The organism is Lentzea cavernae (assembly GCF_014653695.1).
Classification (GTDB): domain Bacteria; phylum Actinomycetota; class Actinomycetes; order Mycobacteriales; family Pseudonocardiaceae; genus Lentzea; species Lentzea cavernae.
Genome location: NZ_BNAR01000027.1, coordinates 23,813 through 49,984 on the forward strand (window position 1 = coordinate 23,813; position 26,172 = coordinate 49,984).

The 26,172-nt window shown below is 69.8% G+C and carries 27 protein-coding genes; 16 read left to right on the plus strand and 11 right to left on the minus strand.

Annotation, left to right across the window (positions count from 1 at the left end; all coding sequences use genetic code 11):
• Positions 1-78: 78 nt before the first annotated feature.
• Positions 79-990, minus strand: a complete 912-nt coding sequence (locus IE307_RS44030) for a DNA recombination protein RmuC (protein WP_191305460.1) — start codon at positions 988-990, stop codon at positions 79-81.
• A 99-nt stretch (positions 991-1,089) separates the two neighbouring features.
• On the opposite strand from IE307_RS44030, the gene IE307_RS44035 reads away from it, so the two are divergent.
• From IE307_RS44035 to IE307_RS44045, 3 genes are read left to right on the plus strand one after another with little or no spacing between them, the layout of a single operon-like run.
• Complete coding sequence (locus IE307_RS44035; RefSeq protein ID WP_191305461.1) at positions 1,090-2,229, plus strand: exonuclease SbcCD subunit D; 1,140 nt, start codon at positions 1,090-1,092, stop codon at positions 2,227-2,229.
• Positions 2,226-5,102: an AAA family ATPase gene (locus IE307_RS44040; protein WP_191305462.1), complete on the plus strand. Its 2,877-nt coding sequence runs from the start codon at positions 2,226-2,228 to the stop codon at positions 5,100-5,102. Before IE307_RS44035 ends, IE307_RS44040 begins: the two co-directional genes overlap by 4 nt.
• Positions 5,103-5,122: 20 nt before the next feature.
• Complete coding sequence (locus tag IE307_RS44045) at positions 5,123-5,662, plus strand: hypothetical protein (RefSeq protein WP_191305463.1); 540 nt, start codon at positions 5,123-5,125, stop codon at positions 5,660-5,662.
• Here the strand turns inward: IE307_RS44045 and IE307_RS44050 are convergent.
• Both IE307_RS44050 and IE307_RS44055 read right to left on the minus strand, forming a co-directional pair.
• Positions 5,659-6,156: a methylated-DNA--[protein]-cysteine S-methyltransferase gene (locus IE307_RS44050; protein WP_191305464.1), complete on the minus strand. Its 498-nt coding sequence runs from the start codon at positions 6,154-6,156 to the stop codon at positions 5,659-5,661. The genes IE307_RS44045 and IE307_RS44050 overlap by 4 nt on opposite strands.
• The gene (locus IE307_RS44055; protein WP_191305465.1) at positions 6,153-7,439 is read right to left on the minus strand and encodes a bifunctional transcriptional activator/DNA repair enzyme AdaA; all 1,287 of its coding nucleotides are present in this window, start codon (positions 7,437-7,439) and stop codon (positions 6,153-6,155) included. The genes IE307_RS44050 and IE307_RS44055 overlap by 4 nt, the downstream gene beginning before the upstream one ends.
• Positions 7,440-7,519: 80 nt before the next feature.
• Between IE307_RS44055 and ychF the strand changes: the two genes are divergently transcribed.
• From ychF to IE307_RS44075, 5 genes are all read left to right on the plus strand, one after another.
• On the plus strand, positions 7,520-8,599 hold the full coding sequence (gene ychF, locus IE307_RS44060; protein WP_191305466.1) for a redox-regulated ATPase YchF: 1,080 nt from the start codon (positions 7,520-7,522) through the stop codon (positions 8,597-8,599).
• A gap of 81 nt (positions 8,600-8,680) precedes the next feature.
• A complete protein-coding gene (locus IE307_RS44065) occupies positions 8,681-9,241 on the plus strand; it encodes a hypothetical protein (RefSeq protein ID WP_191305467.1) in 561 nt (186 codons plus the stop codon).
• Between the two features lie 350 nt (positions 9,242-9,591).
• Complete coding sequence (locus tag IE307_RS47185; protein ID WP_229905627.1) at positions 9,592-9,816, plus strand: hypothetical protein; 225 nt, start codon at positions 9,592-9,594, stop codon at positions 9,814-9,816.
• Positions 9,817-9,970: 154 nt separating this feature from the next.
• Positions 9,971-10,126: a DUF6131 family protein gene (locus IE307_RS44070; protein WP_089909616.1), complete on the plus strand. Its 156-nt coding sequence runs from the start codon at positions 9,971-9,973 to the stop codon at positions 10,124-10,126.
• Positions 10,127-10,401: 275 nt separating this feature from the next.
• Positions 10,402-11,616: a mannosyltransferase gene (locus tag IE307_RS44075; RefSeq protein WP_191305468.1), complete on the plus strand. Its 1,215-nt coding sequence runs from the start codon at positions 10,402-10,404 to the stop codon at positions 11,614-11,616.
• On the opposite strand, the gene IE307_RS44080 is transcribed toward IE307_RS44075, so the two are convergent.
• Both IE307_RS44080 and IE307_RS44085 read right to left on the minus strand, forming a co-directional pair.
• Positions 11,533-12,516, minus strand: coding sequence for a glycoside hydrolase family 88 protein (locus tag IE307_RS44080; protein WP_191305469.1), 984 nt, complete (start codon positions 12,514-12,516; stop codon positions 11,533-11,535). The two genes, IE307_RS44075 and IE307_RS44080, sit on opposite strands and share 84 nt — an antisense overlap.
• Positions 12,517-12,575: 59 nt before the next feature.
• Positions 12,576-12,869 (minus strand): 4a-hydroxytetrahydrobiopterin dehydratase, encoded by a 294-nt coding sequence (locus IE307_RS44085; protein WP_191305470.1) that lies wholly within the window; start codon positions 12,867-12,869, stop codon positions 12,576-12,578.
• Between the two features lie 139 nt (positions 12,870-13,008).
• Between IE307_RS44085 and IE307_RS44090 the strand changes: the two genes are divergently transcribed.
• Genes IE307_RS44090 through IE307_RS44105 form a run of 4 tightly spaced genes read left to right on the plus strand, consistent with a single transcriptional unit; the run spans position 13,009 to position 17,308 of the window.
• Positions 13,009-14,007 carry a thiamine ABC transporter substrate-binding protein gene (locus IE307_RS44090; RefSeq protein WP_191305471.1) on the plus strand — a complete coding sequence of 333 codons (999 nt, stop codon included), beginning with the start codon at positions 13,009-13,011 and terminating at the stop codon, positions 14,005-14,007.
• Complete coding sequence (locus tag IE307_RS44095; RefSeq protein WP_373306093.1) at positions 13,983-15,590, plus strand: ABC transporter permease; 1,608 nt, start codon at positions 13,983-13,985, stop codon at positions 15,588-15,590. The genes IE307_RS44090 and IE307_RS44095 overlap by 25 nt, the downstream gene beginning before the upstream one ends.
• Positions 15,590-16,540, plus strand: coding sequence for an ABC transporter ATP-binding protein (locus IE307_RS44100; RefSeq protein ID WP_191305472.1), 951 nt, complete (start codon positions 15,590-15,592; stop codon positions 16,538-16,540). The genes IE307_RS44095 and IE307_RS44100 overlap by 1 nt, the downstream gene beginning before the upstream one ends.
• Before the next feature lie 12 nt (positions 16,541-16,552).
• The gene (locus tag IE307_RS44105; protein ID WP_191305473.1) at positions 16,553-17,308 is read left to right on the plus strand and encodes an SDR family oxidoreductase; all 756 of its coding nucleotides are present in this window, start codon (positions 16,553-16,555) and stop codon (positions 17,306-17,308) included.
• On the opposite strand, the gene IE307_RS44110 is transcribed toward IE307_RS44105, so the two are convergent.
• From IE307_RS44110 to IE307_RS44120, 3 genes are read right to left on the minus strand one after another with little or no spacing between them, the layout of a single operon-like run.
• Complete coding sequence (locus tag IE307_RS44110) at positions 17,305-18,111, minus strand: ABC transporter permease (protein WP_191305474.1); 807 nt, start codon at positions 18,109-18,111, stop codon at positions 17,305-17,307. The genes IE307_RS44105 and IE307_RS44110 overlap by 4 nt on opposite strands.
• On the minus strand, positions 18,108-19,112 hold the full coding sequence (locus tag IE307_RS44115; protein WP_191305475.1) for an ABC transporter ATP-binding protein: 1,005 nt from the start codon (positions 19,110-19,112) through the stop codon (positions 18,108-18,110). Before IE307_RS44115 ends, IE307_RS44110 begins: the two co-directional genes overlap by 4 nt.
• Positions 19,109-20,182, minus strand: coding sequence for a LolA family protein (locus IE307_RS44120; RefSeq protein ID WP_191305476.1), 1,074 nt, complete (start codon positions 20,180-20,182; stop codon positions 19,109-19,111). The genes IE307_RS44115 and IE307_RS44120 overlap by 4 nt, the downstream gene beginning before the upstream one ends.
• 156 nt (positions 20,183-20,338) lie before the next feature.
• Here IE307_RS44120 and IE307_RS44125 point away from each other — a divergent pair, with 156 nt between their 5' ends.
• From IE307_RS44125 to IE307_RS47190, 3 genes are read left to right on the plus strand one after another with little or no spacing between them, the layout of a single operon-like run.
• Positions 20,339-21,052 carry a response regulator transcription factor gene (locus IE307_RS44125; protein WP_191305477.1) on the plus strand — a complete coding sequence of 238 codons (714 nt, stop codon included), beginning with the start codon at positions 20,339-20,341 and terminating at the stop codon, positions 21,050-21,052.
• Positions 21,049-22,308, plus strand: a complete 1,260-nt coding sequence (locus IE307_RS44130; RefSeq protein ID WP_191305478.1) for a sensor histidine kinase — start codon at positions 21,049-21,051, stop codon at positions 22,306-22,308. Before IE307_RS44125 ends, IE307_RS44130 begins: the two co-directional genes overlap by 4 nt.
• Positions 22,309-22,317: 9 nt before the next feature.
• The gene (locus tag IE307_RS47190) at positions 22,318-23,091 is read left to right on the plus strand and encodes a (deoxy)nucleoside triphosphate pyrophosphohydrolase (protein ID WP_229905628.1); all 774 of its coding nucleotides are present in this window, start codon (positions 22,318-22,320) and stop codon (positions 23,089-23,091) included.
• Here the strand turns inward: IE307_RS47190 and trpS are convergent.
• A complete protein-coding gene (trpS, locus tag IE307_RS44140; protein WP_191305479.1) occupies positions 23,084-24,007 on the minus strand; it encodes a tryptophan--tRNA ligase in 924 nt (307 codons plus the stop codon). The two genes, IE307_RS47190 and trpS, sit on opposite strands and share 8 nt — an antisense overlap.
• 175 nt (positions 24,008-24,182) lie before the next feature.
• Here trpS and IE307_RS44145 point away from each other — a divergent pair, with 175 nt between their 5' ends.
• Positions 24,183-24,485 carry a YciI family protein gene (locus tag IE307_RS44145; protein WP_191305480.1) on the plus strand — a complete coding sequence of 101 codons (303 nt, stop codon included), beginning with the start codon at positions 24,183-24,185 and terminating at the stop codon, positions 24,483-24,485.
• Here the strand turns inward: IE307_RS44145 and IE307_RS47555 are convergent.
• Positions 24,482-25,645: a S41 family peptidase gene (locus IE307_RS47555; RefSeq protein WP_308436452.1), complete on the minus strand. Its 1,164-nt coding sequence runs from the start codon at positions 25,643-25,645 to the stop codon at positions 24,482-24,484. The genes IE307_RS44145 and IE307_RS47555 overlap by 4 nt on opposite strands.
• 236 nt (positions 25,646-25,881) lie before the next feature.
• On the minus strand, positions 25,882-26,037 hold the full coding sequence (locus IE307_RS44155; protein ID WP_167974072.1) for a hypothetical protein: 156 nt from the start codon (positions 26,035-26,037) through the stop codon (positions 25,882-25,884).
• Between the last annotated feature and the right edge of the window lie 135 nt (positions 26,038-26,172).

A 26,172-nucleotide genomic window follows, 5' to 3' on the forward strand; every position in this document is an offset into this window, starting at 1 on the left:
TAGCCGTTCGGCCATTGGGTGTTCGTCAGTCCGCAGTTTTCTCACCCCGGAGCAACCCGCGGGCACGCTGCGTGCGTTCTAAGCGGACTGTTCGTCCGCCCTTCGGACGACGGGGAGGGGCGTGGGAGTGGCGGAGGCGTCCGTCAAGGGCTCCACGCTCGCCCGGAAGCCCTCCAGGGCCTCCAGCTCCCGGCGCCGCGCGCTCAGGAAGCGCTGGAGGTGGGTCGTGGAGAGGTTGACGGCCTCGATGGCGCTGTCGGCGGCCCGGTTCGCGCGGCCGGCGGAGAGCCGGACCTGCTCGACGTCCTCGGCCAGCGCGCGTTCGGTGACCGCGAACATCGCGCTCGACGCGATCACGGCGAACCCGGTCGGTCCGCAGAGGAACACGCGGCGGTCGAGCAGCCAGCGCAGCAGTTCGGGGTCGGTGTCGAGCGCCGCGACGACCGCGCCGTCGTTGGGGACGAACATGATCGTGCCGTAGATGGCGTCGGCCCAGCGCTGGTAGCCCTTGCCGGCCAGTTCGGCGGCACGCGAACGGATGTTGCGGACGTGCACGCGCAGCGCGTCCTGGCGTTCCTGCGGGTCGTCGGTCTCGACCGCCTCGGCCCAGGTGGCCATGGACATCTTCGAGTCGACCGGGACCGCGCGGCCGCCGCCGACGTTCAGCACCATGTCGGGCCTGACCGCGCCACCGCCCGCCACGTCCGTCTGGAGCGTGTAGTGGAGGTTTTCCCTCAGGCCGAGGGCGCGCGCCGTTTCGACGAGCACCTGTTCGCCGAGCTCACCACGTCCGCTGACGCTGGAGAACGCCACTTCGTAGCGTTGCAGGGCTTGCTGTTGCACGTCGTAGCGCGCGCGTTCGGCGCCGATGGCTTGGAGTGCTTCGTCGGTGCGCCGGACGCTGTCCTGGTACAGGCGGTAGACGAACACCAGCGCCCCGGCGCACACGAGCGCGAGGACGAGCGAGGCGGTGATGATCACTGCGGTCACGGCACCGATGATGCTCCCCCAGAGATGTTGAACTCGATCGGGTGACACGCCGGGAACCCTCCGGGAGTTTTGTCGGACCTCGTCTCTACGGTTGGGGCCATGCGGATCCTGCACACCTCCGACTGGCACGTGGGGCGCACCTTCCACGGCCGCGACCTGCTCGTGGAGCAGGAGTCGGTGCTGAGCGGCCTCGCTGACCTGGTGTCCTCCGAGAAGGTCGACGTCGTGGTCATCTCCGGCGACCTGTACGACCGGGCGGTGCCCTCCGCCGACGCGGTGGCGTTGTGCGCGCGGGTGCTGATGCGGATCAGGGCGGCCGGGGCGCGGATCGTGATCACGCCCGGCAACCACGACTCGGCGGCGCGGATCGGGGTGTTCGGGGAGTTCGCGGCGGCCGGCGGGCTGCACCTGCGCACGCAGATCTCGTTGCTGGACAAGCCCGTCGAGCTGGAGGACGAGCACGGGCCCGTCGCCGTGTACGGCATCCCGTTCCTCGAGCCGGAGCCCGCGCGGCACGTGCTCGGGGTGGCGGAGAAGGGGCACGCGCCCGTCCTCGGCGAGGCGATGCGGCGGATTCGCGCCGACCTGGCATCGCGTGAGGCGCGGTCCGTGGTGCTGGCGCACGCCTTCGTGACGGGCGGGGCGCCGTCGGAGTCCGAGCGCACCATCGCGGTGGGCGGTGTGCAGGACGTGTCGATGCAGGTGTTCTCGGGCATCGACTACGTGGCGCTGGGGCACCTGCACGGGCCGCAGACGCTGGCGGAGAACCTGCGGTACTCGGGGAGCCCGCTCGCGTACTCGTTCTCCGAGGCGCGGCACCGCAAGTCGGTGTGGCTGGTGGAGCTGGACGAAGGCGGACTGGTCGGGGTGGAGCGGCGTGATCTGCCGGTCCCGCGTCAGCTCGCCGTGGTGACGGGGACGCTGGCGGGCGTGCTGGAGGACCCGGCGCACACCCCGCTGGAAGACCACTTCCTGTCGGTCGTGCTGACGGACCACGTGCGGCCGATGGACGCGTTGCGGCAGCTGCAGAAGCGGTTCGAGCACGCGGTGCACGTCGAGTGGCGGCCGGAGAAGGGCCCGCAGCACGACATGACCTACGCGGACAGGGTGCGCGGCCGTTCCGACGAGGAGGTGGCCTGCTGCTTCGTGTCCGACGCGCGCGGCTCCGAGCCCTCCTCGGCGGAGATGGCGTTGCTGCGCGAGGCGTTCGCATCGGTGGCGAGGGAGCAGGAGCAATGAGACTGCACCGCCTGGAGCTCACGGCGTTCGGGCCCTACCCGAAGCCCGAGGCCGTCGACTTCGACGAGCTGGGCGCGGACGGGTTGTTCCTGCTGCACGGCGACACGGGCGCGGGCAAGACGACGCTGCTCGACGCGGTGGCGTTCGCGCTGTTCGGCCGGGTGCCGGGCGCGCGCGGCGACGTGAAGAAGCTGCGGTGCGAGTACGCCGATCCCGAGGTGCCGACGGAGGTGTCGCTGGAGCTCACCGTGCAGTCGCGGCGGTTCCGGATCGTGCGCTCACCGGAGTTCGACCGCCCGAAGAAGCGCGGCGGCGGTTTCACCACCCAGCCCGCGAAGTGCTCGCTCACCTGGCTCGAGGGCTGGGACGGCGAGGGCATCACCCGCATCGACGACGTGGCGCGCGCGGTGGAGGACATGCTGGGCATGTCCTACGAGCAGTTCTTCCAGGTCGTGCTGCTGCCGCAGGGCGAGTTCGCGAAGTTCCTGCGCTCCGACACGGCCGAGCGCGAGGTGCTGCTGGAGAAGCTCTTCGGCACCGAGCGGTTCCTCGACGTGGAGAAGTGGTTCCGCGACAAGCGCGTCGCCGCCTGGCGCGTGCTGGAGGAACGCCGCCAGGGCGCGTCCAGGCTGACGCAGCGCGTGGCGGAGGCAGCGGGCGAGGAGCCGTCCGACGAGCCCGGCTGGCTGGAGTCCGTGCTGGAGCGCCTGTCCTCCGCCGTGGCCAGGGCGGGCGCGTTGTCGGAGGAGACGGCCGGAGTGGCCGACGGCGCGGACGCGATGCTCGCGCAGGCCCGCGTGCACGCCGACCAGATCCGTCGCGTGCGCGAGGCCCGCGAGCTGCTGGCCAGGGTGGAGGCCGCGGACTCGGCGTCGTGGTTCGCCGAACGCGACGCCGCCCGCCGCGCTGCCCCCGTCGTGCCGGCGTTCGGTGAGATCGCGAAGCTGCGGCAGTCCTACGAGTTCGCGCTCCGCGACGAGTCCCGTGCCCTGGAATCGTTGGAGCGCTTGGGATACACGGGGTCGTCGTTGCGCGAGGACGCCGAGCGCTACCGCGAGGAGGCCGGCGGGCTCGGTGAGCTGGCCGCCGAAGCGGAGCGCCAGCAGGCCGACGTGCGCAGGCTGTCGGTGCTGAAGAACAACTCCCACCAGGTCGAACGCCGTCTCCTGGCCCTGAACACCGAGCTGGAGGTGCTGCCGGAACGCCTGGCGCAGTGCCGTCTGCAGCTCGACGCGGCGGTGGAGGCGTCGGGGCGGCTGGAGTCCCTGAAGTCCCGCGCGGACGCGGCCCTCGCGCTGCCGGGCGCCGCGGAAGCGTTGGAGTGCACCAAGAAGGAGCTCCACGAGGCGATCGACGTCCACCAGAAGGCCAAGGACGTCCTCCAACAGGTCCGCCACCAGCGCTTGGAGAACATGGCCATCGAACTGGCCAGTGCCCTCAAGCGCGGCAAGCCCTGTGCCGTCTGCGGTTCGCCGTCGCACCCGGCTCCCGCGCAGCCGATGCTCGGCGGCGTGGACGCGACCGCCGAGGAGGACGCGGCCCACGAGGAACAGGCGGCGCTGGACCGCCGCAACGAGGCCGAGCGCGCCGCCCACGCCGCCGAACTGCGCATCCAGGCCTGCTGGGAGGCCCTGGGCTCCGAGGAACCGTCCGTCGCCGTGGCCGAGCACCGCGCGGCCCAGGGCCTGGCGGCCACCCGTTCGCAGCGGCAGACCGAGTTCGTCGGCCTCGAGGCCAAGACCCGCGACCTGGGCGCCGAGAAGGCCCGCGTGGAGCAGGACCTGGTGGGCCTGCGCACCGAGCACACGTCGCTGGTGGCGGTGGTCGAGGAGCGCGGCGCCCGCCTGGACAAGGCGCGCGGCGAGCACGACGACGTCCTGACGCGCCGCGACCACCTGCTGCGCCTGTCGAAGGCGTTGGTGGAACTGGCCGAACGCCGCTCCAAGCGCGACGACGCCCTCGCCCGCGTGGAGGAGCAGCAGGGCCTCGTGGCGGCCCTGGCCGCGGAAGCGGGCTTCACCGACGTCGACTCGGCCCTGGGCGCCGCTCGTCCCGCGCAGAAGCTGGAGGCCCTCGACGAGCGCATCGCCGCCTGGGAGCGGGCGCGGGCGTCGGCGCTCGCGACCCTCGAGGAGCTGGACGGGGTCGACCCGGCCGCCGAGGTGGACCTGGGCCAGGTGACGGCGACCGCGTCGTCCGCCCGTGCCGCCGCCTCGTCCGCCGCGACGGGCCACGCGCGCGCCCAGGAGGCGTTGCAGCGGGTCGGTGAGCTGGCCGCCCGGTTGCGCGCCGAGTGGAAGTCGCTGGAGCCGCTGGAGACCACCTACGCCGAGCTGGACGCGCTGACCGACGTGATCAACGGGCGCGGGCAGAACTCGAAGAAGATGACGCTGCGGTCGTACGTGCTGGCGGCCCGGCTGGAGGAGGTCGCCGTCGCCGCCTCCGCCCGGCTGCACCGGATGAGCCAGGGCCGGTACAGCTTCGTGCACTCCGACTCGGCCGGCGCCCGTGGCACGCGCGGCGGGCTGAGTCTCGACGTGCTCGACGACTACTCGGGGCGGTCCCGGCCGGCCAAGACGTTGTCGGGCGGGGAGTCGTTCCTCGCGTCGTTGTCGCTGGCGCTCGGGCTGGCGGACGTGGTCGCCAACGAGACCGGTGGCGCGCTGCTCGACACCCTGTTCGTCGACGAGGGGTTCGGGACGCTGGACTCGGACACGCTCGACATCGTCATGAACACGTTGGACGAGCTGCGGGCCGGTGGCCGCGTGGTGGGGCTGGTGTCGCACGTGGAGGAGCTGCGGCAGCGGATTCCGACGCGGTTGAGGGTGCGCAAGGCCCGCACCGGTTCCACGTTGGAAATGTCGCTGGGCTGATCAGCGTCTAACCTCGGCGCGTGCTGTCCCACGTGGAAATCACCGCCCGCGTCGAGCTCTCCCAGGCCGCCCACTTCGGGTGGTCGAACAAGGTGGAGTTCTCGCACGACTGCTTCGTGTGCCGCCGAACCGGCCGGACCGTCACCCTGCACCACGGCGCGTCGCACGGCCTGTGCCATTCCTCCCGGCAGCCGCTGGAGTGGCAGGACGAGCAGGCCGGGACGGGCAGCCACCCGGCGCCGATCCGCATCACCGGCTTCGACGTCGCCGGCGGTGCGACGGGCAAGACGCTGCGATGCAGGGTGTCCTTCTGGTGGTCGCCGTTCACCGACCTCCAGCGCCCGCAGGCGCAGGTCGGCGAACTGGGCGCCGGTCCGTGGGCCCGGCTGCACTACCGCGTCGGCTGCCACGCCTGCCGCGACGCCGGTGAGGCCGACTGGTTCAACGGGGAGCAGTCCCTGCAGACCAACACCGTCCTGCCGGTCGTCAGGCCGTGCACGCGGTGCGGCACGGACCTGGTGACCATGCCGGGAGCGCCCGAGATCACGCTCGTCGGTTAGCCCTCGTGGGCCAGCAGCCAGCGCTTGAGGTCCAGGCCCCAGCGGAAGCCGCCCATGGTCCCGCCGAGCCGGATCACCCGGTGGCAGGGGACGAAGAGGGCCGCGGAGTTGCGGGCGCAGGCCGAGGCCGCCGCCCTGATCGCCGCCGGGCGCCCGGAGAGTTCCGCGTACTCGGAATAGGTGACGGGTTCGCCAGCCTTGACCGTGCGCAGGACGTCCCAGGCGTGCTGGAGGAACGGTCCGGACTTCTGGCGGACCGGGATCGTGTCGATCGCCGTCAGGTCGCCCTCGTGGTAGGCGATGGCGGCCTTGGTGACGTCGCCGAGGTCCGGGCGTGCGGTGATCTCCGACGGCATGAGGGAGACGTGGATCTGGGGCGTCAGCAGGGCCAGGTCGGCGGTCCACCCGCTGGCCAGGACGGCTCCGTCCGGCGCGACGATCGCGGTGAACGGCCCCGCCGGTGTGTCCACGGTGGACGTGTGCGCGACGCTCATGATGTTGCTGCCTTCCTCATCAGGTGTGCTCCGGCGTAGGAGCGCCACGGCCGCCACTCGGGGCCGTGGGAAGTCAGATGTCTTGCGCTGTGGGGAAGCACCAGCACGTCCGGCGCGCCCAGCACCCGCATGGCCACCTCGTCGGCGACCGCGGTGCCGGCCAGGGAGGTCAGTTCCTCGGTCAGGTCCTCGATCGAGCGGCCCACGTCCACGACGAGCCCGCCGCTCGCCAGCGCCTCGGTGAGCGGGTGGTTGCCGGCCGAGTAGAGGTGCGTCAGCGCGCCGTCGGGGACCCGCAGCGGGACGCCGGTGAACGGGGCCACCAGCCGCAGCAGGGTCTCGGCGCCGTCGACGCTGCCCGCCACCCGGACGCCGGGGGTCTCGCGGACCAGCGGGCCGATGACCGGGTCGGCGCCCAGGAACTCGTCGACGGCCGCCGGGTCGGCGTCGAGGTCGAGGAGGCGGCGGACGCGGGACACGGCCGCGCCCAGATCCCTCATGTCGGCGAGGCGCAGCGAGCACAGGACGTGGTCGGCGGGGAAGGTCAGGCGGACCGTCGCCTCGCCGTTCGGGAGCGAGAGGGTGCGTGCGTAGGAGTCGGCGGTCACCTCCTCCACACCGGGCAGCGCGTGCGCGCGGAAGTGGAGGAGCAGCCCCTCGGCGTCGAACGGCGCCCGGTACGGCAGGCGCAGCACGATGCGGCCCGGCGTGCCGACCGGTGCCTTGCCCCGGCCGCGCATGTCGGACGGGGTCGAGGCGAACACCATGCGGATCGTGTCGTTGAACTGGCGCACCGACGCGAAGCCCGCGGCGAACGCGATGTCCGCGAACGGCAGTTCGGTCGTCTCGATCAACAGCCGGGCGGCGTGGGCGCGGTGGGCGCGGGCCAGGGCCAGCGGACCCGCGCCGAGTTCGGCGGTCAGCACGCGGGTGAGGTGGCGTTCCGAGTAGCCGAGCCTCCCGGCCAGGCCCGTCACGCCGTCGCGTTCCACGATGCCGTCGCTGATCAGGCGCATGGCCCTGCCCGCCAGGTCCGCGCGGAGGTTCCACTCGGGGGACCCCGGCACGGCGTCGGGCAGACAGCGGCGGCAGGCGCGGAAGCCCGCGGACTGGGCCGCCGCGGCCGTCAGGAAGAACTGGCTGTTGCGGCGCTTCGGGGTCACCGCGGGGCACGAGGGCCGGCAGTAGATGCCGGTCGTGCGGACCGCGTGGATGAAGCACCCGTCGAAACGGGCGTCACGTGCGGAGCACACCCGGTACGCGTGTTCTTCGTCAATGACCATGGCACCGATCCTGCCAGCGGGAACGGCCAATGGCTCGCGGGAATCGGACACGACCGTCGGCTGCCGTAGACTCGCTCCCCGTGAGTTTGACCCTCGGTATCGTCGGCCTGCCCAACGTTGGCAAGTCCACCCTCTTCAACGCGCTCACGCGCAACGACGTGCTCGCCGCGAACTACCCGTTCGCGACCATCGAGCCGAACGTGGGCGTGGTGCCGCTGCCGGACGCGCGCCTCACCAAGCTCGCTGAGATCTTCAGCTCCGAGCGCGAGGTGCCCGCCGTGGTGTCGTTCGTCGACATCGCGGGCATCGTCAAGGGCGCGTCGGAGGGCGAAGGCCTCGGCAACAAGTTCCTCGCGAACATCCGCGAGGCGAACGCCATCTGCCAGGTCATCCGCGTCTTCGACGACCCGGACGTCGTGCACGTCGACGGCCGCGTCGACCCGTCGAGCGACATCGAGACGATCAACACCGAGCTGATCCTCGCCGACCTCCAGACCCTCGAGAAGGCCATCCCGAGGATCGAGAAGGAGGCGCGGATGCAGAAGGACCGCCGCGTCGTCCTCGAGAACGCCAACAAGGCCAAGGAGATCCTCGACTCCGGCCGCACCCTGTTCTCGGCACAGTCCGAAGTGGACGGCGAACTGCTGCGCGAGCTCTCCCTGCTCACCACCAAGCCGTTCCTCTACGTCTTCAACGCCGACGAGGGCGTCCTGACCGACGAGGCCCGCCTGAAGGAACTGCGCGAGCTGGTCGCCCCGGCCGACGCCGTGTTCCTCGACGCCAAGGTCGAGTCGGAGCTCCTCGAGCTCGACGAGTCGGAAGCCCTCGAGCTGCTCGAGTCGATCGGCCAGGCGGAACCGGGCCTGCACTCCCTGGCCCGCGCGGGCTTCCACACCCTCGGCCTGCAGACGTACCTCACGGCGGGCCCGAAGGAGGCGCGCGCCTGGACGATCCCGCAGGGCGCCACCGCCCCGCAGGCCGCCGGCGTGATCCACACGGACTTCGAGAAGGGCTTCATCAAGGCCGAGGTCGTGTCGTTCGACGACCTGGTGGCCTCGGGCTCGAAGGCCGACGCGAAGGCGGCGGGCAAGGTCCGCATGGAGGGCAAGGACTACGTCATGTCGGACGGCGACGTGGTGGAGTTCCGCTTCAACGTCTGACGTCTGCTTTTCAACGGGCTCCGAGCTGACCGGCTCGGGGCCCGTTGTCGTTCGCCGCGGTCCACGTACGAGTGGTGTTCGGTGTTCGGTGTTGACCGAACGCCGAACAGGTACAAAACAGAAGCGCGGTATCTGCTGAGCGGGCGCGCCCTGCCGTGGACGCCCTCGTCACCGCCTTCGCGCTGCCTGACGGGCCGGTGTTCGTCATCCAGGTCAAGTCCGCCGCATTGGACACTGAGGCTCACTGAGCCAGGTCTGTTCATCGACGCGGACGTTCCCGCGCTGACGCGGAGCGGTGCCGAGCGGCAGGGAATCATCGGTCAGGTCGGCGTGGAACTGTCAGCTCTGTTGCTGATCGACCCCGCCAGGAGGCTCGGAGTTCGCGCGGCGGCCGAAGCGCTGTCCCGTGCGCCGAGTTCGATCTCCGACGCCTTCGCGGCGCTGAGAGCCGCAGGACTCGTTGATGCGGAGAACGAACCCGCTGTTCCCGACTTGTTCTGGGAGTTGGCCGAGCACTGGAAGCCGACGAGCCGTGATGTGGCAAGCATTCCTAGCCCGAACGCACGTGACAGTGCCGCACTCCGATTGGGCATGGAGGAGGTCGAGTCGACCGTTGGCTGGGCGTTGACCACAGCACGTTGAGGCGGGCCGTCCAGCTGCTGGGCCGGCATCAACGGCGTCTTCGCGCGCCGCTCGTATCCGCGTCGCCCAGATGTCGATGGTGTGTGCCTGGTGATTCGACGCCACGGGCTGGGCAGACGAGCACTGGCCACGGGCGAACTCGCTCTTCGTCGCACTCGATCTTGTTCAGACCCAGGGCGGGGCCGGGAATCTTGACGGGTGGACTCCGGAGGCCTTGGAACCGTGTGTGGTGAGCCGACTGATCGTCTGCACGTCCAGTCCCATGCGTGGGCGGCGGCTACCGCCACGACTCTCGTGCTCAGTGCGGACGAGATCCTGCCCTGCGAAGGAGGGGACAGACCTCCTGGATCGTGCGCATCACGCTCGATCGGAACTGCGGACCGACCTCGCGAGATCAACTCGAAGCCGCCGACCCTCAGTTGCGTGCAGATGCTCTTCAGCGCAGCCGGCAGTGGTCCGATCGGTATGAGGCGCGAACGTTGAAGAAGATCAGAGCTGTGCCGGACGCACAGGACGTGGAGATCGAGGACGTGAAGCTGGTCGGTGAACTGCTCGCCGGAGCGCTCGAGAGCTGACGAGTGTCGTGGTGTCGCCGCCCCGTGACGGAGAGTGGCCAGAAGAGCCGAGAATCCCCGAACCCGTTTGTATCACTGACAAATGTATGAAGCGAGGTTTGTACCGACCGCTGTCGGGTACCTCTAGTTCAGGATTCCCCACCTGGAGGTTGGAATGATCGTCCTCGGTCTGATTCTGCTGGTCGTCGGTTGGCTGATGGGTATCAGCATCCTGACGACGCTGGGCGTGGTGCTCCTGGTGATCGGCGCGATCCTCGCCGTCCTCGGCGCGGTCGGCAAGCCGATCGGTGGCCGGGCGCACTACTTCTAAACACGCATCAAGCTCCGTTCCGGTCTCGGAAGCGGTGAAGGGGGAGCCTCCACAGTGGAGGCTCCCCCTTCTGCTTGTCCAGCAAGCTTCACACGTTGTTCTTCGTGCGTGCGGCAGCGGCGAACACTCCGAACGCGACCCCCAGCATGGCCAGAGCGGCGACAGCGGCAACTACAAGATCAACTGACATGATCAGAAAAACTCCCTCTTGCGATCTCTCCCGTTCCTATGACGCCGGGGTACCCCAGAACGTTGCCTCGGGTAACGTTTTCGGGGTGAAACTCCGTGCTGTGGAAGCGCGAGTGCTCTCCGTAGCGCCGTGGCTGTTCGGGTTGTCGGTGCTCGGGCACCTGTTCATGGTCGCCTTCCAGACGAAGATGACCATGATCGACCTGCTGGTGTACCGCAACGGGTCGCCGCGCCTGTTCCAAGGTGATCTCTACGAGTGGCGGCTCGACCAGTACGCGGACGTGTTCCCGCTGCCGTTCACCTACCCGCCGTTCGCGGCCGCGATCTTCACGCCGATGAGCTGGGTGCCGTGGGAGGCCTCGCGCTGGATCTGGCAGCTGCTCTGCCTGGGCTGCCTCTACTACATCGTGCACGTGACGTTGAAGCTGCTGAAGTTGCAGGACCCGCGTCGCGTGATGATGTGGACGGCGCTGACGCTGTGGATCGAGCCGGTTCGCACGACGCTGAACTACGGTCAGATCAACCTGGTGCTGGTCGCGATCCTCATCGGCACGCTCGCGAGTGCGCGGAACTGGGTCGGTGGCGTCGGAGTGGGGTTCGCCGCGGGCATCAAGCTGACGCCCGCGATCTCGGGGCTGTACTTCCTGATCCAGCGGCGGTGGATGGCCGCTGTGTGGTCGTTCGTCGCTTTTGTCGTCGTCTACGGCATCGGCTGGGCGATTTCGCCGTCGCAGTCGGACAAGTTCTGGTTCCAGCTGCTCGGGGACGCGAGTCGCGTGGGGCCGGTGGGCAGTGCCATCAACCAGTCGCTGCGCGGTGCGCTGAGCCGCACGGTCGGTTACGACGTCAAGACCGGGGCGATCTACATCGTCGCCGTGCTCGTCGCCGCCGCGTTGACGTGGTTCGCGGTCAGCAGGACCAAGGACGTGCTGGCGTTGATCGTCAGCGTCCAGATGCTCGGCCTGCTGGTCTCGCCGATCTCGTGGAGCCACCACTGGGTGTGGATGGTGCCCGCCCTCCTGTGGCTGGTCTACGAGGGCGGACACCTGCTCTGCAAGATCACCGCCGGCCTGTGGGTGGTGCTGACCGGCGGCTACCTGATCTCGTTCCTGCTGCTGGCCCAGCCGAACATCTGGGACTTCCCGCGGCCGTGGATCTTCGTGCTGCTCGGCTGGGGTTATCCGGCCGCGGGCATGCTCACGCTGGTCGCGATCGGGCTAGCAACCCGGCGTGAGCGCAACGAGTTGCTGTCCGGCGATGAGGAAGCTGCCGACGGCGAACCCAGCCGAGTCGCCGGCTGACGCGGGCTTCCAGGAGTCGCGGGCCGCGGTCCAGCCGAGCAGTCCGTCGGCGTCGAGCGCGGTCAGCAACGCCTGCCAGCCCTTCTGGGCGTGCGGCAGGTAGGCCTCACGATCGAGCGCGCCCGCGTTGATGCCCGCGGCGATCGCATAGGTGATCATCGCGGTGGCGGCCGAGTCCTTGCCCGTGGCGCCCCAGAAGCCGTCGGGGCGTTGCAGGAGCTTCAACGTCTGCACGCTCTTGCGCAGCGTCTTGGCGTACTCGGCGCGGTACGGGTGGTCGGCCGGGAGCGCGAGCACCGCCTTGGCCAAGCCCTGCACGGCCCAGCCGTTCGTCTGCACGTTCAGGCTCCACAGGCCCGTGAACTCGTTGAACGTCCGGGCCTTGAGGCTGCGGTACGACTTGAACGAGTAGTCGAGCATCGCCTGGTCGTTGTCGGCCAGCGCGACGCGTGTGAACGACGGCAGCGCCATGTTCAGCGCGTCCGGCGAGCGCCAGTAGCCGGTCTTCCCGTCCTTCACCTGGGCACGCAGGTTGTCCCGCAACGGTTGCAGCACCTCGGGCTCCGGGTGGAAGTGCGCCACGTCGAGGTACGGCTCACCGGTGGCCTGGGCGTCCGGGGCAAACGGGTTCGCCGGGTCGACCGGCAGCAGGAACTTGTTGGCCTGCACCCAGGGCCACGTCTTGTGGTTGCTGATGCCGGTGGTCCGCACCTGGGCGAGGTTGCCGACGTGGAAGTTCGCGTTGGACCAGTTGTTCGCCGCGAGGTCGGCGCCCCTGGTGACCCAGGTCTGACTGGCCTTGATCATCGTGTCCGTCACGGCACACGGCACGGCCTGAGCCGCGGTCGGAATCCCGGCAAGCGTCCCGGTCAGAACCAGGCAGAAAAGTGATGTGCGCAACCGCATGAGGGTGTTCCCTCTCCTGTCCGCGGGCGGCGGCAGCGCACATCTTGACCGAGTCAGGCCAGTGCGTCCAGGACTCCGTCGATCTCTTCGGCCAAGGACACGTCCAGGGCGGTGATTCCTCCCTTGTAGTGCGTGCTCAGGCGGAATGTCAGCGTCTTGTACCGGATGTCGATGTCCGGGTGGTGGTTGTCGTTCTCGGCGATCTCCGCGATCCGGTTCACGACCATGATCGCCTCGGAGAAGCTCGGCAGCTCCACGGTCTTCACCAGCGCCGCGTCTTGGGGGCACCAGCCGGGGAGTTTGGGGAGCAGGTCGTCCAACTGATCGTCGCTCAACAGCTCGGCCATGTCCTGATCGTCCCACCACGTCACGTAGGCTGCGCGTTTACCACGGGAGTCCGGTGAAGCGCCGGGCTGAGAGGAGGGCTCGCAAGCCCTCGACCGTCCACCTGATCCGGGTCATACCGGCGTAGGGAGAGGTTTCGCTGTGAGAAGGATTTGTGCTGTTTTCGCTGCTCTGGCGCTGACGGGCTGCTCGGCCGCCACGTCGACCGCGCCGCAGTCGCACGAGGTCACTCTGGTGACCCACGACTCGTTCGCGGTGAAGCAGGAGGTGCTGGACGAGTTCCAGAAGTCCTCCGGCATCACCGTGAAGCAGCTCGCGAGCGGTGACGCGGGCGAGCTGACGAACAAGCTGGTGCTCACCAAGGCGAACCCGATCGGCGACGTCGCGTTCGGCGTCGACTCGACGTTCGCCTCGCGCGCCCTGAGCGAGGGCGTGTTCGCCGAGTACGCCTCGCCGGAGGCGTCGAAGGGCGCCCAGCGCTACAAGGCCGACGACTCGAACCGGCTCCAGGCCGTCGACGTCGGTGACGTGTGCCTCAACATCGACCCGGCCAAGCTCGGTGGCACCGAACCGAAGTCGTACGAGGACCTGGTCGACCCGAAGTTCAAGGACCAGCTGGTCGTCGAGAACCCGGCCACGTCCTCGCCCGGTCTCGCGTTCCTGCTCGGCACGATCGCGAAGTACGGCGAGAACGGCTGGCAGGAGTACTGGACCAAGCTCAAGGCCAACGGCGTCAAGGTCGTGAGCGGCTGGGAAGAGGCCTACAACCAGGAGTTCTCGGCCACCAAGGGGACGCGGCCGATCGTGGTGTCGTACGCGTCGTCGCCGTCGGCCGAGGGCGGCAAGACCAAGGCGGTGCTGGACACCTGCTACCGCCAGGTCGAGTACGCGGGCGTGCTGTCCGGGGCGAAGAACCCCGAGGACGCCAAGAAGGTGCTGGACTTCCTGCTGGGCGAGAAGTTCCAGGCCCAGGTCGCCGAGCAGATGTACGTCTACCCGTCGCGCGAGGGCGTCGCGCTGCCCGAGTCGTGGGCCAAGGACGCTCCGTTGCCGCCGAACCCGCAGACCCTGCCCGCGGACAAGGTGAAGGACAACCGCGAAGCGTGGGTCGAGCAGTGGCGCAAGCTCGTGCAGGGCTGAGTTCCCGCACGGGGTGGTCGGCGGCGGCGCTGCTGCCGCTGGCCTTCCTGGCCCTGTTCTTCGCGTGGCCCGTGCTGGCGATCGTCAACCTGGGTCTGCGCGAGGGCGGGGTGCTCGCCGCGATCGCCGAGGGCGACACCTGGGAGCTCGTCGGGTTCACGCTCGGGCAGGCGCTGGCGTCGACGGTCGTGGCGGTCGTCGCCGGGATGCCGCTGGCGTTCGTGCTGGCGCGGTGCCGGATTCGCGGGCTCGGGCTGGTCCGCGCGGCGGTGATGGTGCCGTTCGTGCTGCCGACCGTGGTGGTGGGCCTGGCCTTCCGGACGTTCTGGCCGGACGGCGGGGTGCTGCCGATCGTGCTGGCCAACGCGTTCTTCAACGTCGCGGTGGTCGCGCGGACCGTGGGTGGGCTGTGGGCGCACACGGATCGCCGCGCTGAAGACGCCGCGAGGGCGCTCGGGGCTTCGCGTCCGAGGGCGTTCGTGTCGGTCGTGCTGCCCGCGCTGGCGCCGGCGATCGGGTCGGCGGCCGCTGTCGTGTTCCTCTTCTGCGCCACGAGTTTCGGTGTCGTGTTGGTGCTCGGCGGGTCCCGCTACCGGACCTTGGAGACCGAGATCTACCTGCGGACGGTCGAGCTGTTCGACCTGTCCGGGGCGGCCGCGTTGTCGTTGCTGCAGTTCGCCGCCGTGCTCGCGGTCCTGGTGCTGGGCGCGCTCGCCCGGCGGCGCCGGGAGACCGCGCTGGCGTTGCGGGGCAGGGAAGAGCTGGCACGGCGGCCGTCCGGCGGTGAGTGGTACGTGGTGGCCGCCGCGTTCGCCGTCGTGGTGGCGTTGCTGACGCCGGTGGTCGGCCTGGTGACGCGCTCACTGTCCACTCGGGACGGCTGGAGCCTCGCCGGGTACGTGGCGCTCAACACCCGTGGCGATCGTGGAACGCTGGCCGTGACCGGGATCGACGCGGCCGTCAACTCGCTGAGGACGGCCTTCGACGCGACTCTCGTGGCGTTGGTGGTCGGGGTGTTCTCGGCTGTGGTGCTGGTCGGGTTGCGCCGGTCGGGGGCCCGGTTCGCCGAGGTGCTCGACACCGCGTTGATGCTGCCCCTGGGCGTGTCCGCGGTCACGGTCGGCTTCGGCTACCTGATCACGATGGACGCGCTGCCGGGCGACTTCCGGACCTCGCCGCTGCTGGTGCCACTGGCCCAGGCGCTGGTGGTGACACCGTTGATCGTGCGGATGGTGCTGCCCGTGCTGAGGGCCGTCGACGAACGGCTGCGGCAGGCGGCGGCCACGTTGGGCGCCTCGCCCGCGCGCGTGTGGCGCGAGGTCGACCTGCCCCTGGCCGGACGGTCCCTGGCGGCCGCGGCCGGGTTCGGGTACGTGGTGGCGCTGGGGGAGTTCGGGGCGACGAGCTTCCTGGCCCGCCCGGACGCGCCGACGCTGCCGGTGGTGATCGCGCGGCTGATGTCGCGGCCGGGGGAGTTGAACAGCCAGATGGCCTACGCGGCGTGCGCGCTGCTGATGGTCGTGACGGTCGGGTGCGTGCTGCTGATCGAGCGGTTGCGCGTGCCGAGCAGCGGGGAGTTCTGATGGCACTGGAACTGGACTCGATCACCGTCCGCTATGGACGGACGGCGGCGGTGTCGGACGTGTCGCTGTCCGTGGCGGACGGCGAGGTCGTGGCGTTGCTCGGACCGTCGGGCTGCGGCAAGTCGACGTTGCTGCGCACGGTCGCCGGGCTGGAGAAGCCCTCTTCCGGCTTCGTGCGCTGGGATTCCGCCGACCTGGCCGGTGTGCCGGTGCACCGGCGCGAGTTCGGGCTGGTCTTCCAGGACGGGCAGCTGTTCCCGCACCGCACGGTCGCCGGGAACGTGGCCTTCGGCCTGCGGATGAAGAAGGTCGAGCGCGAGACGCGGGACAAGCGCGTGCTGTCGCTGCTCGAACTCGTCGGGCTCGAGGGGTATGCCGACCGCCGGGTCACGCAGCTGTCCGGCGGCGAGCAGCAACGGGTGGCGCTGGCACGCGCCCTGGCGCCGTCACCCCGGTTGGTGCTGCTGGACGAACCGTTGTCGGCACTGGACAGGGCGTTGCGCGAACAGCTCGCGGTCGACTTGGCGCGGTTGCTGCGCGAAGCCGCGACCACGGCTCTCGTCGTCACGCACGACCACGACGAGGCGTTCACGCTGGCCGACCGGGTGGCGATCATGTCGCGCGGCCGGATCGTCCAGGTCGGGCCGCCGGCCGAGGTGTGGTCCTGCCCGGTCGACGTGGAGACCGCGAAGTTCCTGGGCTGCAACAAGTTCGTGCCCGGCTCGTTCGTGGGGCTGGACGTCGAGCGCGTGGGGCTGCGGTCCACGGCGCTGCGGGTCGACCCCGACGGGCTGTTCGAGGGCACCGTGCTGGAACGGGTCCACCGGCGTGACCACGTGCGGCTGCTCGTGGAGATCGCCGGCGAGGAGTACGAGGCCGTGGGACCGGTGTCCGTGGGCGACCGGGTGCGGCTCGCAATTGACTTGGACGGCGTGGCGCGCGTCGGGTAGTCATGGAGCCCTATGGGACTTCTTGAGGGACGCGTCGCTCTGATCACGGGCGTCAGCAGGCGGCAGGGAATCGGCTACGCGATCGCTTCTCGGCTGCGCGGGCTGGGCGCCGATCTGTTCGTGCAGCACCACGTCGCGCACGACGCCTCACAGCCGTGGGGTGCCGATGCCGTTGACGAGGTGCTGGCGGACGTCGGAGCTCGGGGTCTCGGCGTGGACCTCGCCGAGCCCGACGCGCCGGAACGGTTGATGGCCGCGGCCGTCGAGGCGTTCGGACGGGTCGACGTGCTGGTGTGCAACCACGCGCGGTCGGGCGGTGACGGCTCGCTGGACGAGGTCGACGCGGCGATGCTCGACGAGCACTACGCGGTGAACACGAGGTCGTCGATTCTGCTCGCGCAAGCGTTTGCCCGCCAGTGGACCAGGACTGACGGCGGCCGGGTCGTGTTCCTGACGTCCGGGCAGAACCTCGGGCCGATGCCCGGCGAGATCGCCTACGCGGCGTCGAAGGGGGCGCTGGCGGCCATCGTCGCGACGCTGTCGCACGAGCTGGCGGACCGGGGCATCACCGTCAACGCGGTGAACCCCGGCCCGACCGACACGGGGTGGGCTGGACCGGAGCTCACGGACTTCGTGAACGAGCGGATGCCGCACAAGCGCTGGGGTCAGCCGGACGACGCCGCCCGGCTGATCTCCTGGCTGTGCACCGACGACGCTGCCTGGATCACCGGTCAGGTGATCAACAGCGAAGGCGGCTTCCGGCGCTAGTTGTCCTTCGTGATGAGCCGCATCGCCGCCAGGCCCGTGCCGATCAGCAGGTAGCAGCCCGCGAGCAGCGTGCTGTCCCAGATCTGGGTGAGCGGGATCGGGTCGCGCATCACGTCGATCAGGCCCGGGAAACCGGTCGTGATCAGGAACGGGTGCAGCCAGTCGAGCGACGGGAACTGCGACAGCACCTGGAACACGATGATCGTCGTCATCGTCGCCGCCTGCACCACCAGCGGGTGTTCGGTGGTCGCCGAGACGGCGAGGGCGACCGCGCCGATCGCCACCATCTGGAACGTCACCAGTACGACGAACAACGCGATGCGCAGCAGGCCCTCGCCGGTGCCCAAAGTGGTGCCGGACAACGTCATCATGCCGTCGGTGCCGAGGAAGGCGGTGCCGGCGATGATGCCGACCACGGCCATCAGCGTGACGGCGAACAACGACATCGCGGTGAGGCCGAAGAGCTTCACGAACAACAGCCGCACACGGGACACCGGCGCGACCAGCAGGCCGCGCAACGTGCCGTGCTGGGCCTCGCCCGCGAGCCCGTCCGCCGCCCAGATCGACGCCACCAGCGGCAGCAGCAGGTTGAGCGACAGGAACAACGTGAAGATCGGCACGACCATGCCGTTGCCCTGGATGATCGCGGCGAGCCCGGGCCCGCCGCCGCCCTCGTCGTCACCGGCGGTCCAGATGCCGAAGCTGATGATGATCGGCACGAGCACCAGGCCGAACAACCCGATGAGGGTCCGCGGCCTGCGCAGCATCCAGCGCACCTCGGAACCGAACTGACGCGTGATCATCGCCGTCCCCCGTCCAGCGTGTCCACGGCCGACATCCCTCGTTCGGCCTCCTCGGCCTCGGTGAGCCGCGCGAACAGCTCCTCGAGGCCGGTCTTCCAGCGCGTCGCCTCGAAGACGCGGGCGCCGCCCTGCACGAGCGTCTCGATCACCTGCGGCGCGCTCGTCCCCGCGAGCTCGACGCGCAGGCCGTCACCGAGCGGCCGTGCGGAGATCTTGGCCTGCCGCAACGCGCTCAGCGCCTTCTCGACATCCGGCGTGATCACCTGCAGGGCGGATCCCCCCGCCTGCAGGAGTTCGGTCAGCTCCCCTTGCGCCACAACGGTTCCCCGGTGCAGCACGGCGACGTGCGTGCACGTCGCCTCCACCTCGCTGAGCAGGTGGCTCGACACCATCACGGTGCTGCCGGCCTCGTGCAGCTCCGCGATGATCTTGCGGATCTCCCGCGTGCCGGCCGGGTCGAGGCCGTTGGTCGGCTCGTCGAGCACGACGAGCTTGCGCGGCACGAGCAACGCCGCGGCCAGGCCGAGGCGTTGCTTCATGCCGAGCGAGTACCCCCGGTACCTGCGGTGGGCCGCCTGGGCGAGCCCGACGCGTTCGATGGCGTCCTCGACCGCCTGCTTGATCTGCCTGCGGGGCAGCAGAGGCTCGAACGCGGCACACCTGACGAGGTTCTCCCGTCCACTGAGGAACGGGTGGAACCCCGGACCCTCGACCAGCGCGCCCACGTGGGGCAGCGCCTGCTCGGCTCCCTCCGGCAGCGGCCGTCCGAGCAGTTCGATCTCCCCCTGCGTGGGGCGGACCAGCCCGAGCAGCATCCGGATCGTGGTCGTCTTGCCGGACCCGTTGGGGCCCAGCATGCCGAGCACGGCTCCTTCCGGCAGCTCGAGGTCGACGCGGTCGACGGCGACCGTGCTGCCGTACTCCTTGCGCAGTCCCTTGGTCCGCGCGGCGACAGCACCCTTCACGGGGGCTGTCACCGGCGCGCTGGTCGAGGTGGTCACTTCACCTGTCCGATCGTGTCGAACAGGACCTGCTCGGGCACGGCACCCGCGACCACGCGGCCGTCGTCCGCGATCAGGATCGTGGCGACCTTCGTGGTGAAGACCTGACCGCTGCCCCAGTTGCCGCTCACCTTCTTGGTGAACTTGTCGACGAGGCCCTGCGCCTCGGCCGGAACCTGGGTCATGGCCTGGGCGGGAATCTTCGCGCCGACGACCGTGTCCCAGCCCGTGCCGAAGATCTGCGGGTCCTCGCCCTGCAACGCCTGCTCGATGCCGAGCTCGGGCTTGCGGTCGCGGCCCTTCTCCTCCTTGGCCTCCGGCGTGGTGACCTTGGCGTTGGCCGGCGGCGTGAACTCGAACAGCTTCGCGTCCTGCGGGCCGACGTTGATCTCGCTGAAGCCGACGGTGCCGGCCGGCTCGCTCGTGCCGTTGGTGAGAACGGCGACGCGCAGCGGCATCTTGAGCTCGGAGTCGACGGCGATCCGCACCTCGCGGATCAGCGTCTTCTCGCTGGCCTTGGGGGTCAGCACGAGCTCGTAGGCGGCACGGTTCGCGACGCGCGCGGTGCCGTCCACAGAGATGTCGCTGAACTCCTTGGTCAGGCCGACGACCTGCTTGGCCGCCTCGGCCGGGTCGACCGACTTGGCCTTCTCGTCGGCGGGCTTCGGCTCGTCGGCCTCGTGCTCGGCCTTCGTGACCTCGTTGTCCGCGGAGTTCCACGACCACGTGGTCTTGCCGTCGTTGACGATGGTCTGCTCGGACTGGCCGTTCGGCAGGGCGGCGCGGAACTTGCCGTTGCCGTCCGTCCAGATCCGCGCGCTGTGCTTGCCGTCGGCGAGCTGCGGGATCTCCGCGATCGACGGCAGGCCGAGCTTGTTGTCGACCTCCACGGTTCCGCCGAAGGCACCGGGCTTGCTCGTCAGCACCTGCTGGACGAGCGTCTCCGGGGAGACGTCCGGAAGTGAAGGCGGCTGGCCTGCTCCCGCTGGCATGGCGAGCAGGCTCAGGCCTGCCGCACCGGTGATCACACCGGCCGCCGCAGCGGCCAGGGTCACCTTTCGCTTGTTCATCAGTGGTCCCCTCCTCCAAGGGCTTGTGACTCACAGCTTGGTGGTGGGTTGCTGAGATGGTGCTGAGACTACTCCCACCTGCGGTTTTCGGCGCGGAGCGGAAGGCTTTCTGAGAGTCGGCTGAGATCTTGCGGGCAGCTGAGAGCCTTGGGCGGCATGCTGTGCGGTGTGAAGCCTCGAGTGCTGGTCGTGGACGACGAAGCCGGTGTGCGCCGGGCGTTGGAACGTGGCCTGTCGGCCGAGGGCATGGAGGTCGTCACGGCCTCCGACGGGCCCACGGCGTTGCGGGTCGCGTTGACCGGGGCCTTCGACGTGGTGCTGCTCGACATCATGCTGCCCGGGCTGTCGGGGTACCGCGTGCTGCAGCGCATGCGGGCCGACGGGGTGCGCACGCCCGTGCTGATGGTCTCGGCCAAGGACGGCGAGGTCGACCAGGCGGACGGGCTGGACCTCGGCGCCGACGGCTACCTCGTCAAGCCGTTCAGCTTCGTGGTGCTGGTCGCGCAGGTCAGGGCGTTGCTGCGGCGCGGGGGAGGGGCTCGCCGCAAGCTCACGCTCGGGCACCTGGTGATCGACCGCGGGCTGCGCGAGGTCAGCTGGGGCGGGCAGGACGTGTCGCTGTCGCCGCGCGAGTACGCGGTGCTCGACGTGCTGGCGTCCCGCGCCGGGTCCGTGGTGACCAAGGACGAGCTGCTGCGCACCGTCTGGGGAGACGAGCAGGCCGCCACGCGCAACGCCGTCGAGGTCTACGTCGGGTACCTGCGGCGCAAGCTGGAGGCCGTCGGCGCTGGGGAGGTCGTGCGGACGATCCGCGGGCACGGTTACATCGCCTCCACGCCGGACCTGGACAACGCCCTGGGGAACAGGTGAACCCTCGCCGCTGGTGGCTGAGGCGCACGCTGCGCTTCCGCATCACCGTGGTGGCGACGGGGGTGGCGTTGCTGTGCCTGCTGGCCTTCACCGGGCTGGCGCCGGCGTTGATCGGGCTGATCCAGATCACGGCCGTGGACCAGGAACTCGCGAAGTCGGATCCCCGCCTGCTGGACGTGGCGGGGTCGCCGGTCGACGGCGGGCCGCCGCTTCCGCTGACGGCGCAGGACATCCGGGCGTTGAGGTCCGGCGAACCGGTGCTGCGGATGGACGGGGAGTCCGCGCTCCGGTTCCGGGGCCGGGTGGTGTTCGCCGGGGACGGGACGCCCCGGCTCGAGGTCTACGCGAGCACGTTGCTTGGGTACGGCAAGGCCAACACGCTGGGCACGCGCTGGCTGGCCGTCGCGGCCGTGCTGGTGGCCGTGCTGGTGGGGATCGCGACCTGGCTCGCAGTGCGGTCGTCGCTGCGGCCCGTCGAACGGATGCGCGTGGCGGCGGCGGAGTTGCCGCACGGCCAACGGTTGCCGGTGCCGCTCGCACGCGACGAGCTGCAGGCGCTCGCCGAGGCGTTGAACGCGCTGCTGACCCGGCGGGACGAGGCCTCGGACCGGCTGCGGCGGTTCACCGGGGACGCGGCGCACGAGCTGCGGTCGCCGGTCGCGTCGGTGCGGGCTCAGGCCGAGGTCGCGGTGGCGCACCCGGACCCAGACTTCTCGATCGAGGTGCTGGAGTCGGTGGTCGAGGAGTCGATCCGGCTCAGCGCGCTGGTGGAGTCGTTGCTGATCCTGGCGCGGGCGGACACCGGGGCGCCGCCGCGCGCCGAGGCGGTCGACCTCGTGCTGGAGGCGGAGGCGGCGATGTCGCGGCTGGACACGGAGCTGCTGGTGCGGCTGACCGCGCCGCCGTCGGCCTGCCTGGTGTCGGCCGCGCGGTCCGAGGTCGAGCTGGTGCTGGACAACCTGCTGCGCAACGCCGCCCGGTACGCGTACTCGACGATCACCCTGACGCTCGTGCCGGTCGGGCGGGACGTGCGCCTGATCGTGGACGACGACGGGCACGGCATCCCCCTCGAGCACCGGACCAAGGTGTTCGACCGGTTCTACCGGGTGGAGGAGGACCGCGGGCGCCGCTCCGGCGGGTTCGGGCTGGGACTCGCGCTCGTGTCGCACCTCGTGCAGCGCCGGGGAGGGTCGGTGCGGGCCGCCGAGTCGCCCGCCGGTGGTGCGCGTTTGGAGATCCGCTGGCCGTCCTGGTAGCAAGCTCCGGTGCCAGAGTTGCGAGCGTCGGCGCTGGTCGACGCGCCTGTTGCGGTTGTCGCGGGTGCCCTGTTGGACACGTCGCTGATCACGGGGTCCGGTGTCCGGGTCCCGGGTTCCCTGCTGTGCCTGGGGGATGAGCTCACCGGACCGTTCGGGGTCCGGCTGACGGTGACCCGGGCCGATCTGTCCGGTGTGTCGGCCGCCGGTGGTTTTCTGGAGCTGCACACGGATCTGGTGGTCACGGGCGCCGGGACGATGGTGGTCGACCGGGTGGCGTGGACCTCCGTCCGCGGTGTCGTCGGGCGGTTCGCGGACATGACGGTCGGGCGCGGGACGGCGTTGCGGGTGCTGGAGAAGCGCTCGGCGCTGCTGGCCCGCCGGTGCGCGGAGCTGCGGGCGGCGCGGGTGGTGGTCGGGGCGGCGATCGTCCGGGATGGACGGTTGCTGGCGCAGCAGCGGTCGTTCCCGGAAAGCCACGCGGGGCAGTGGGAACTGCCCGGCGGGCGGGTCGAGCCGGGCGAGAAGCCCGAGGACGCGCTGGTGCGCGAGTGCGTGGAGGAGCTGGGCGTTCCCGTCGTGGTGGGTGCGCGGGTCGGCCCCGACGTGCCGTTGAAACGCGATCTGGTGCTGCGGATCTTCTCCGCCGAACTCGCCGGCGGTGAGCCGGAAGCGTTGGAGCACAACGCTGTCCGGTGGCTCACCGCCGACGAGCTGCCCGGCCTTCCCTGGCTGCCGGCGGACCGGGTGCTGGTGCCGGCCCTTCAGCAGCTCCTCACCTGAGCCCGGCCAGGCGCAGGGCCCCGTTCAGCCGGTGCTGGGCGCGCTCCCGCGCCCGTTCCGCACCCTCCTGACGGATCCTGTCGAGTTCCGCGGGGTCGGCGAGGAGCTCCAGCGTGCGCTCGCGCACGGGACGGAGCTCCTCGATCACCGCCTCGGCCACGACCTCCTTCAGGTCGGCGAACCTGCTCGTGTAGTCCTCAGGCTCCTTGCCGGTGCAGGAGACGAGGACCTCCGTCAGGTTCGCGATGCCCTCAGCCGACGACACGGCCCTGCGGACCTTGCGCCGCACCAGTTCCGGCTCGTCGAGCACGAAGACGACCCCCACCGAGTTCTGGGCGGACTTGTCCATCTTGCGCGCCGGGTCCGACAGGTCCTTGATGCGCGCCCCCACCTTCGGCACCACCGCGGTCGGCACGATGAACGCGTCGCCGTAGGCGTGGTTGAAGCGGCGGGCGAGCGCACGGGCCAGTTCGACGTGCTGCAGCTGGTCCTCACCGACCGGCACCTCCGCGGTGCCCTGCAACAGGATGTCCGCCGCCATCAGCACCGGGTAGGTGAGCAGGCTCAGCCGCACCGACTCGCGGCCGAGCGACTTCTCCTTGAACTGGATCATGCGCGCCGCCTCGCCGTACGTGCAGGTGCACTCCAGCACCCAGTTGAGCGCTCCCAGTTCGCGGATGAGATCGCTCTGCACGCACACGCTGGCGGGGTCGATGCCGGACGCGACGAGCACCGCGAGCTGCTCGCGCGTCATGGCTCGCAACCGTTGCGGGTTGTGCGACGACGTCATCGCGTGCAAATCGCTGATGAAGTACACGTCCTCGTCGGTGCCCTCTGTCGCCCACGTGCGCAGCGCACCGAGGTAGTTGCCCAAGTGCACCTGGCCGGAGGGCGTGATGGCGGAAAGCCGGATCATGGTCGGTCCTCTCGTGGGGACCGCCCGTCCGGAACGCAACAAAAAAGCCGCCCGTCGGGGCGGCCTGCGTTCGCGTCAGTGGTGTCTGCGCGCTGCTACTCCGGCCGCCTGAAAGCGGCCTGCCAGAAGGCGTTGAGGATGCGCACGAACCCGAGTATAGGGCTACCGTCAACGCATGTTCATCGTGCTGCTCAAGTACGCCGCGCCACTGGAACAGATCGACTACGCCCTCCCCGACCACCGCGAGTGGGTCGAGAAGCAGTACGAGCGGGGCCTCTTCCTCGCTTCGGGGCGTCAGGTGCCGAGGACGGGCGGCGTGATCATCACGCGCCCCATGCCCCGGGGCAAGCTCGAAGCACTGCTCGCCACCGACCCGTGGGCGGTGCAGAAGCTGGTGAAGTACGAGATCTGCGAGTTCGAGGCCACGCGCACGGCCCCCGAACTCTCGAAGCTGAACGAGGCAGTGCTCCAGCCCTAGCCCCGTCCGGCCAGCCACTCGATCGCCGCTGTGAGCGCGTCGCCGCCGACGACCGCCTGCGGGACGACCGGGGCGTTGCCGTACGTCCGTCCGGTCCGGTCGGCCATGAGCGCGGTCGTGATGGCGAGCCGCGAGCCGTCGGGGAGAGGGAAGGTCTGGTTCGCCGTCGCGTAGCCGGCGGTGGGCTCGCCGAAGGTGCGGACGTTCTCCGCGCCCAGGAACGAGATCAGCACCGCCTCGCCCGAACTCGCCGTGCGGCTGTCGACGAGCACCGCCACCGGTTCGGTCCTGGCGGCCGGAACACGGCGCCACCGGAACGCGGTCCTTCCGCCGTTGTAGACGTGGCCGCGTCTGACGCCCCAGCCCGTCGAGCCGTTCGGGCCGACGAACCTGCCCCTCTCGCCTTCGCCGAGCAGGGGTGCGACGACGGTGAGCATCGGATGCATGTCGCCGCCGCGGTTGCCGCGCAGGTCGACCACCCAGCCGGTCGGTTGGCTCGCGATCATGTGTCTCATCGCTTTGAGGCCGGCGGTGACGTAGGCCGGGCCGTGGCTCGAGTGGGTCTCGGGCAGTACCAACCATCCGGTTGGCCCAGGCAACCGGATGGTTGCTTCTGGCGACCGACCGGTTGTCTCAGGCGACTGCCCGGTTGTTTCGGGCAACTGACTGGTTGTTTTGGCCGACCGACCGGTTGTTCCAGATAACCAGCCGGTTGACCGGACCAACCGGCCGGTTGCTTCGGCTAACCGACCGGTTGCCTTGGACAACCGACCGGTTGTGTCAGGCAACCAACCGGTTGCGCCAGCCAACCGACTGGTTGCCTTGGATAACCGACCGACTGTGCCAAGCAACCAACCGGTTGCGCCAGCCAACCGACTGGTTGCTTCAGGCGACGGACCAGTTGGTTTGATCAACCGACTGGTTGCTTGCGGCGACGGATCGGTTGGTTCGATTGAGTGACCGGTTGCTTGCGGCGAAGAACCGGTTGGTCTGGCTGGGCGACCAGTTGCTTCGGCCGACCGGCTGGTTGCTTCAGGCGACGGTCCGGTTGGTTCTACCAACCGACTGGTTGCTTCAGGCGACTGGCCGGCTGCTTCAGCCAACCACTCAGTTGACCCAGACAACCGACCAGTTGGTCCGATCAACCGACCAGTCGGCATGGCGGAACGCGGCGGCGAGGCCACCCGCTGAGCCGTGATCAGGTGAGTGTGCGGATTGCCGAGAGTGGCGATCACGTGACGGATCGCGTCATAGGCCCCCTCAGGACCGCGCACGCCAGCAACATCGAGGTGAGCTTCAGCACGTAACGCGTCCCAGTCAACCCCGGCGCTCTCGATCGAATGACGCTCGAGAAGCTCGAGCGCCGCATCGACGCAAGCCCGAACCGGGACGGGTCTCAAGCGGCCTTCTTCAGGGCCTTCTTGGCTGCCTTCTCCGCCTTCTTGGCGGCCTTCTTGCGGGCCTTGTCACGCTCCTTGAGCAGGAACGGAACGGGGCAGCGCTTGCACTGGGGCTTCGATCGGCAGCACTTCTTCTTGAGCTTTTTACCCACTGGTTGAACTCCACTCCGACACGTATCGCTAGAGTAGGTGAGGCTCACTTCACTGGCACTCTTGTGTGGTAATGGCGACGCAGCCGGTAGGATGAGCAACGGCCCTGCGCATCGAAGTGTCCGGCGCGAGCCCCT

Excerpts from the sequence above, each read along its gene's own strand:
- IE307_RS44050 (WP_191305464.1), bottom strand. The coding sequence starts at position 6,156 with ATGAGCGTCGCGCACACGTCCACCGTGGACACACCGGCGGGGCCGTTC.
- IE307_RS44040 (WP_191305462.1), top strand. The coding sequence starts at position 2,226 with ATGAGACTGCACCGCCTGGAGCTCACGGCGTTCGGGCCCTACCCGAAG.
- trpS (WP_191305479.1), bottom strand. The coding sequence starts at position 24,007 with ATGATCCGGCTTTCCGCCATCACGCCCTCCGGCCAGGTGCACTTGGGC.
- IE307_RS44125 (WP_191305477.1), top strand. The coding sequence starts at position 20,339 with ATGCTGTGCGGTGTGAAGCCTCGAGTGCTGGTCGTGGACGACGAAGCC.
- IE307_RS44035 (WP_191305461.1), top strand. The coding sequence starts at position 1,090 with ATGCGGATCCTGCACACCTCCGACTGGCACGTGGGGCGCACCTTCCAC.
- IE307_RS44110 (WP_191305474.1), bottom strand. The coding sequence starts at position 18,111 with ATGATCACGCGTCAGTTCGGTTCCGAGGTGCGCTGGATGCTGCGCAGG.
- IE307_RS44105 (WP_191305473.1), top strand. The coding sequence starts at position 16,553 with ATGGGACTTCTTGAGGGACGCGTCGCTCTGATCACGGGCGTCAGCAGG.
- IE307_RS44145 (WP_191305480.1), top strand. The coding sequence starts at position 24,183 with ATGTTCATCGTGCTGCTCAAGTACGCCGCGCCACTGGAACAGATCGAC.
- IE307_RS44085 (WP_191305470.1), bottom strand. The coding sequence starts at position 12,869 with ATGGCCGAGCTGTTGAGCGACGATCAGTTGGACGACCTGCTCCCCAAA.
- IE307_RS47555 (WP_308436452.1), bottom strand. The coding sequence starts at position 25,645 with ATGCCGACTGGTCGGTTGATCGGACCAACTGGTCGGTTGTCTGGGTCA.
- IE307_RS44070 (WP_089909616.1), top strand. The coding sequence starts at position 9,971 with ATGATCGTCCTCGGTCTGATTCTGCTGGTCGTCGGTTGGCTGATGGGT.
- IE307_RS44055 (WP_191305465.1), bottom strand. The coding sequence starts at position 7,439 with ATGGTCATTGACGAAGAACACGCGTACCGGGTGTGCTCCGCACGTGAC.
- IE307_RS44120 (WP_191305476.1), bottom strand. The coding sequence starts at position 20,182 with ATGAACAAGCGAAAGGTGACCCTGGCCGCTGCGGCGGCCGGTGTGATC.
- IE307_RS44100 (WP_191305472.1), top strand. The coding sequence starts at position 15,590 with ATGGCACTGGAACTGGACTCGATCACCGTCCGCTATGGACGGACGGCG.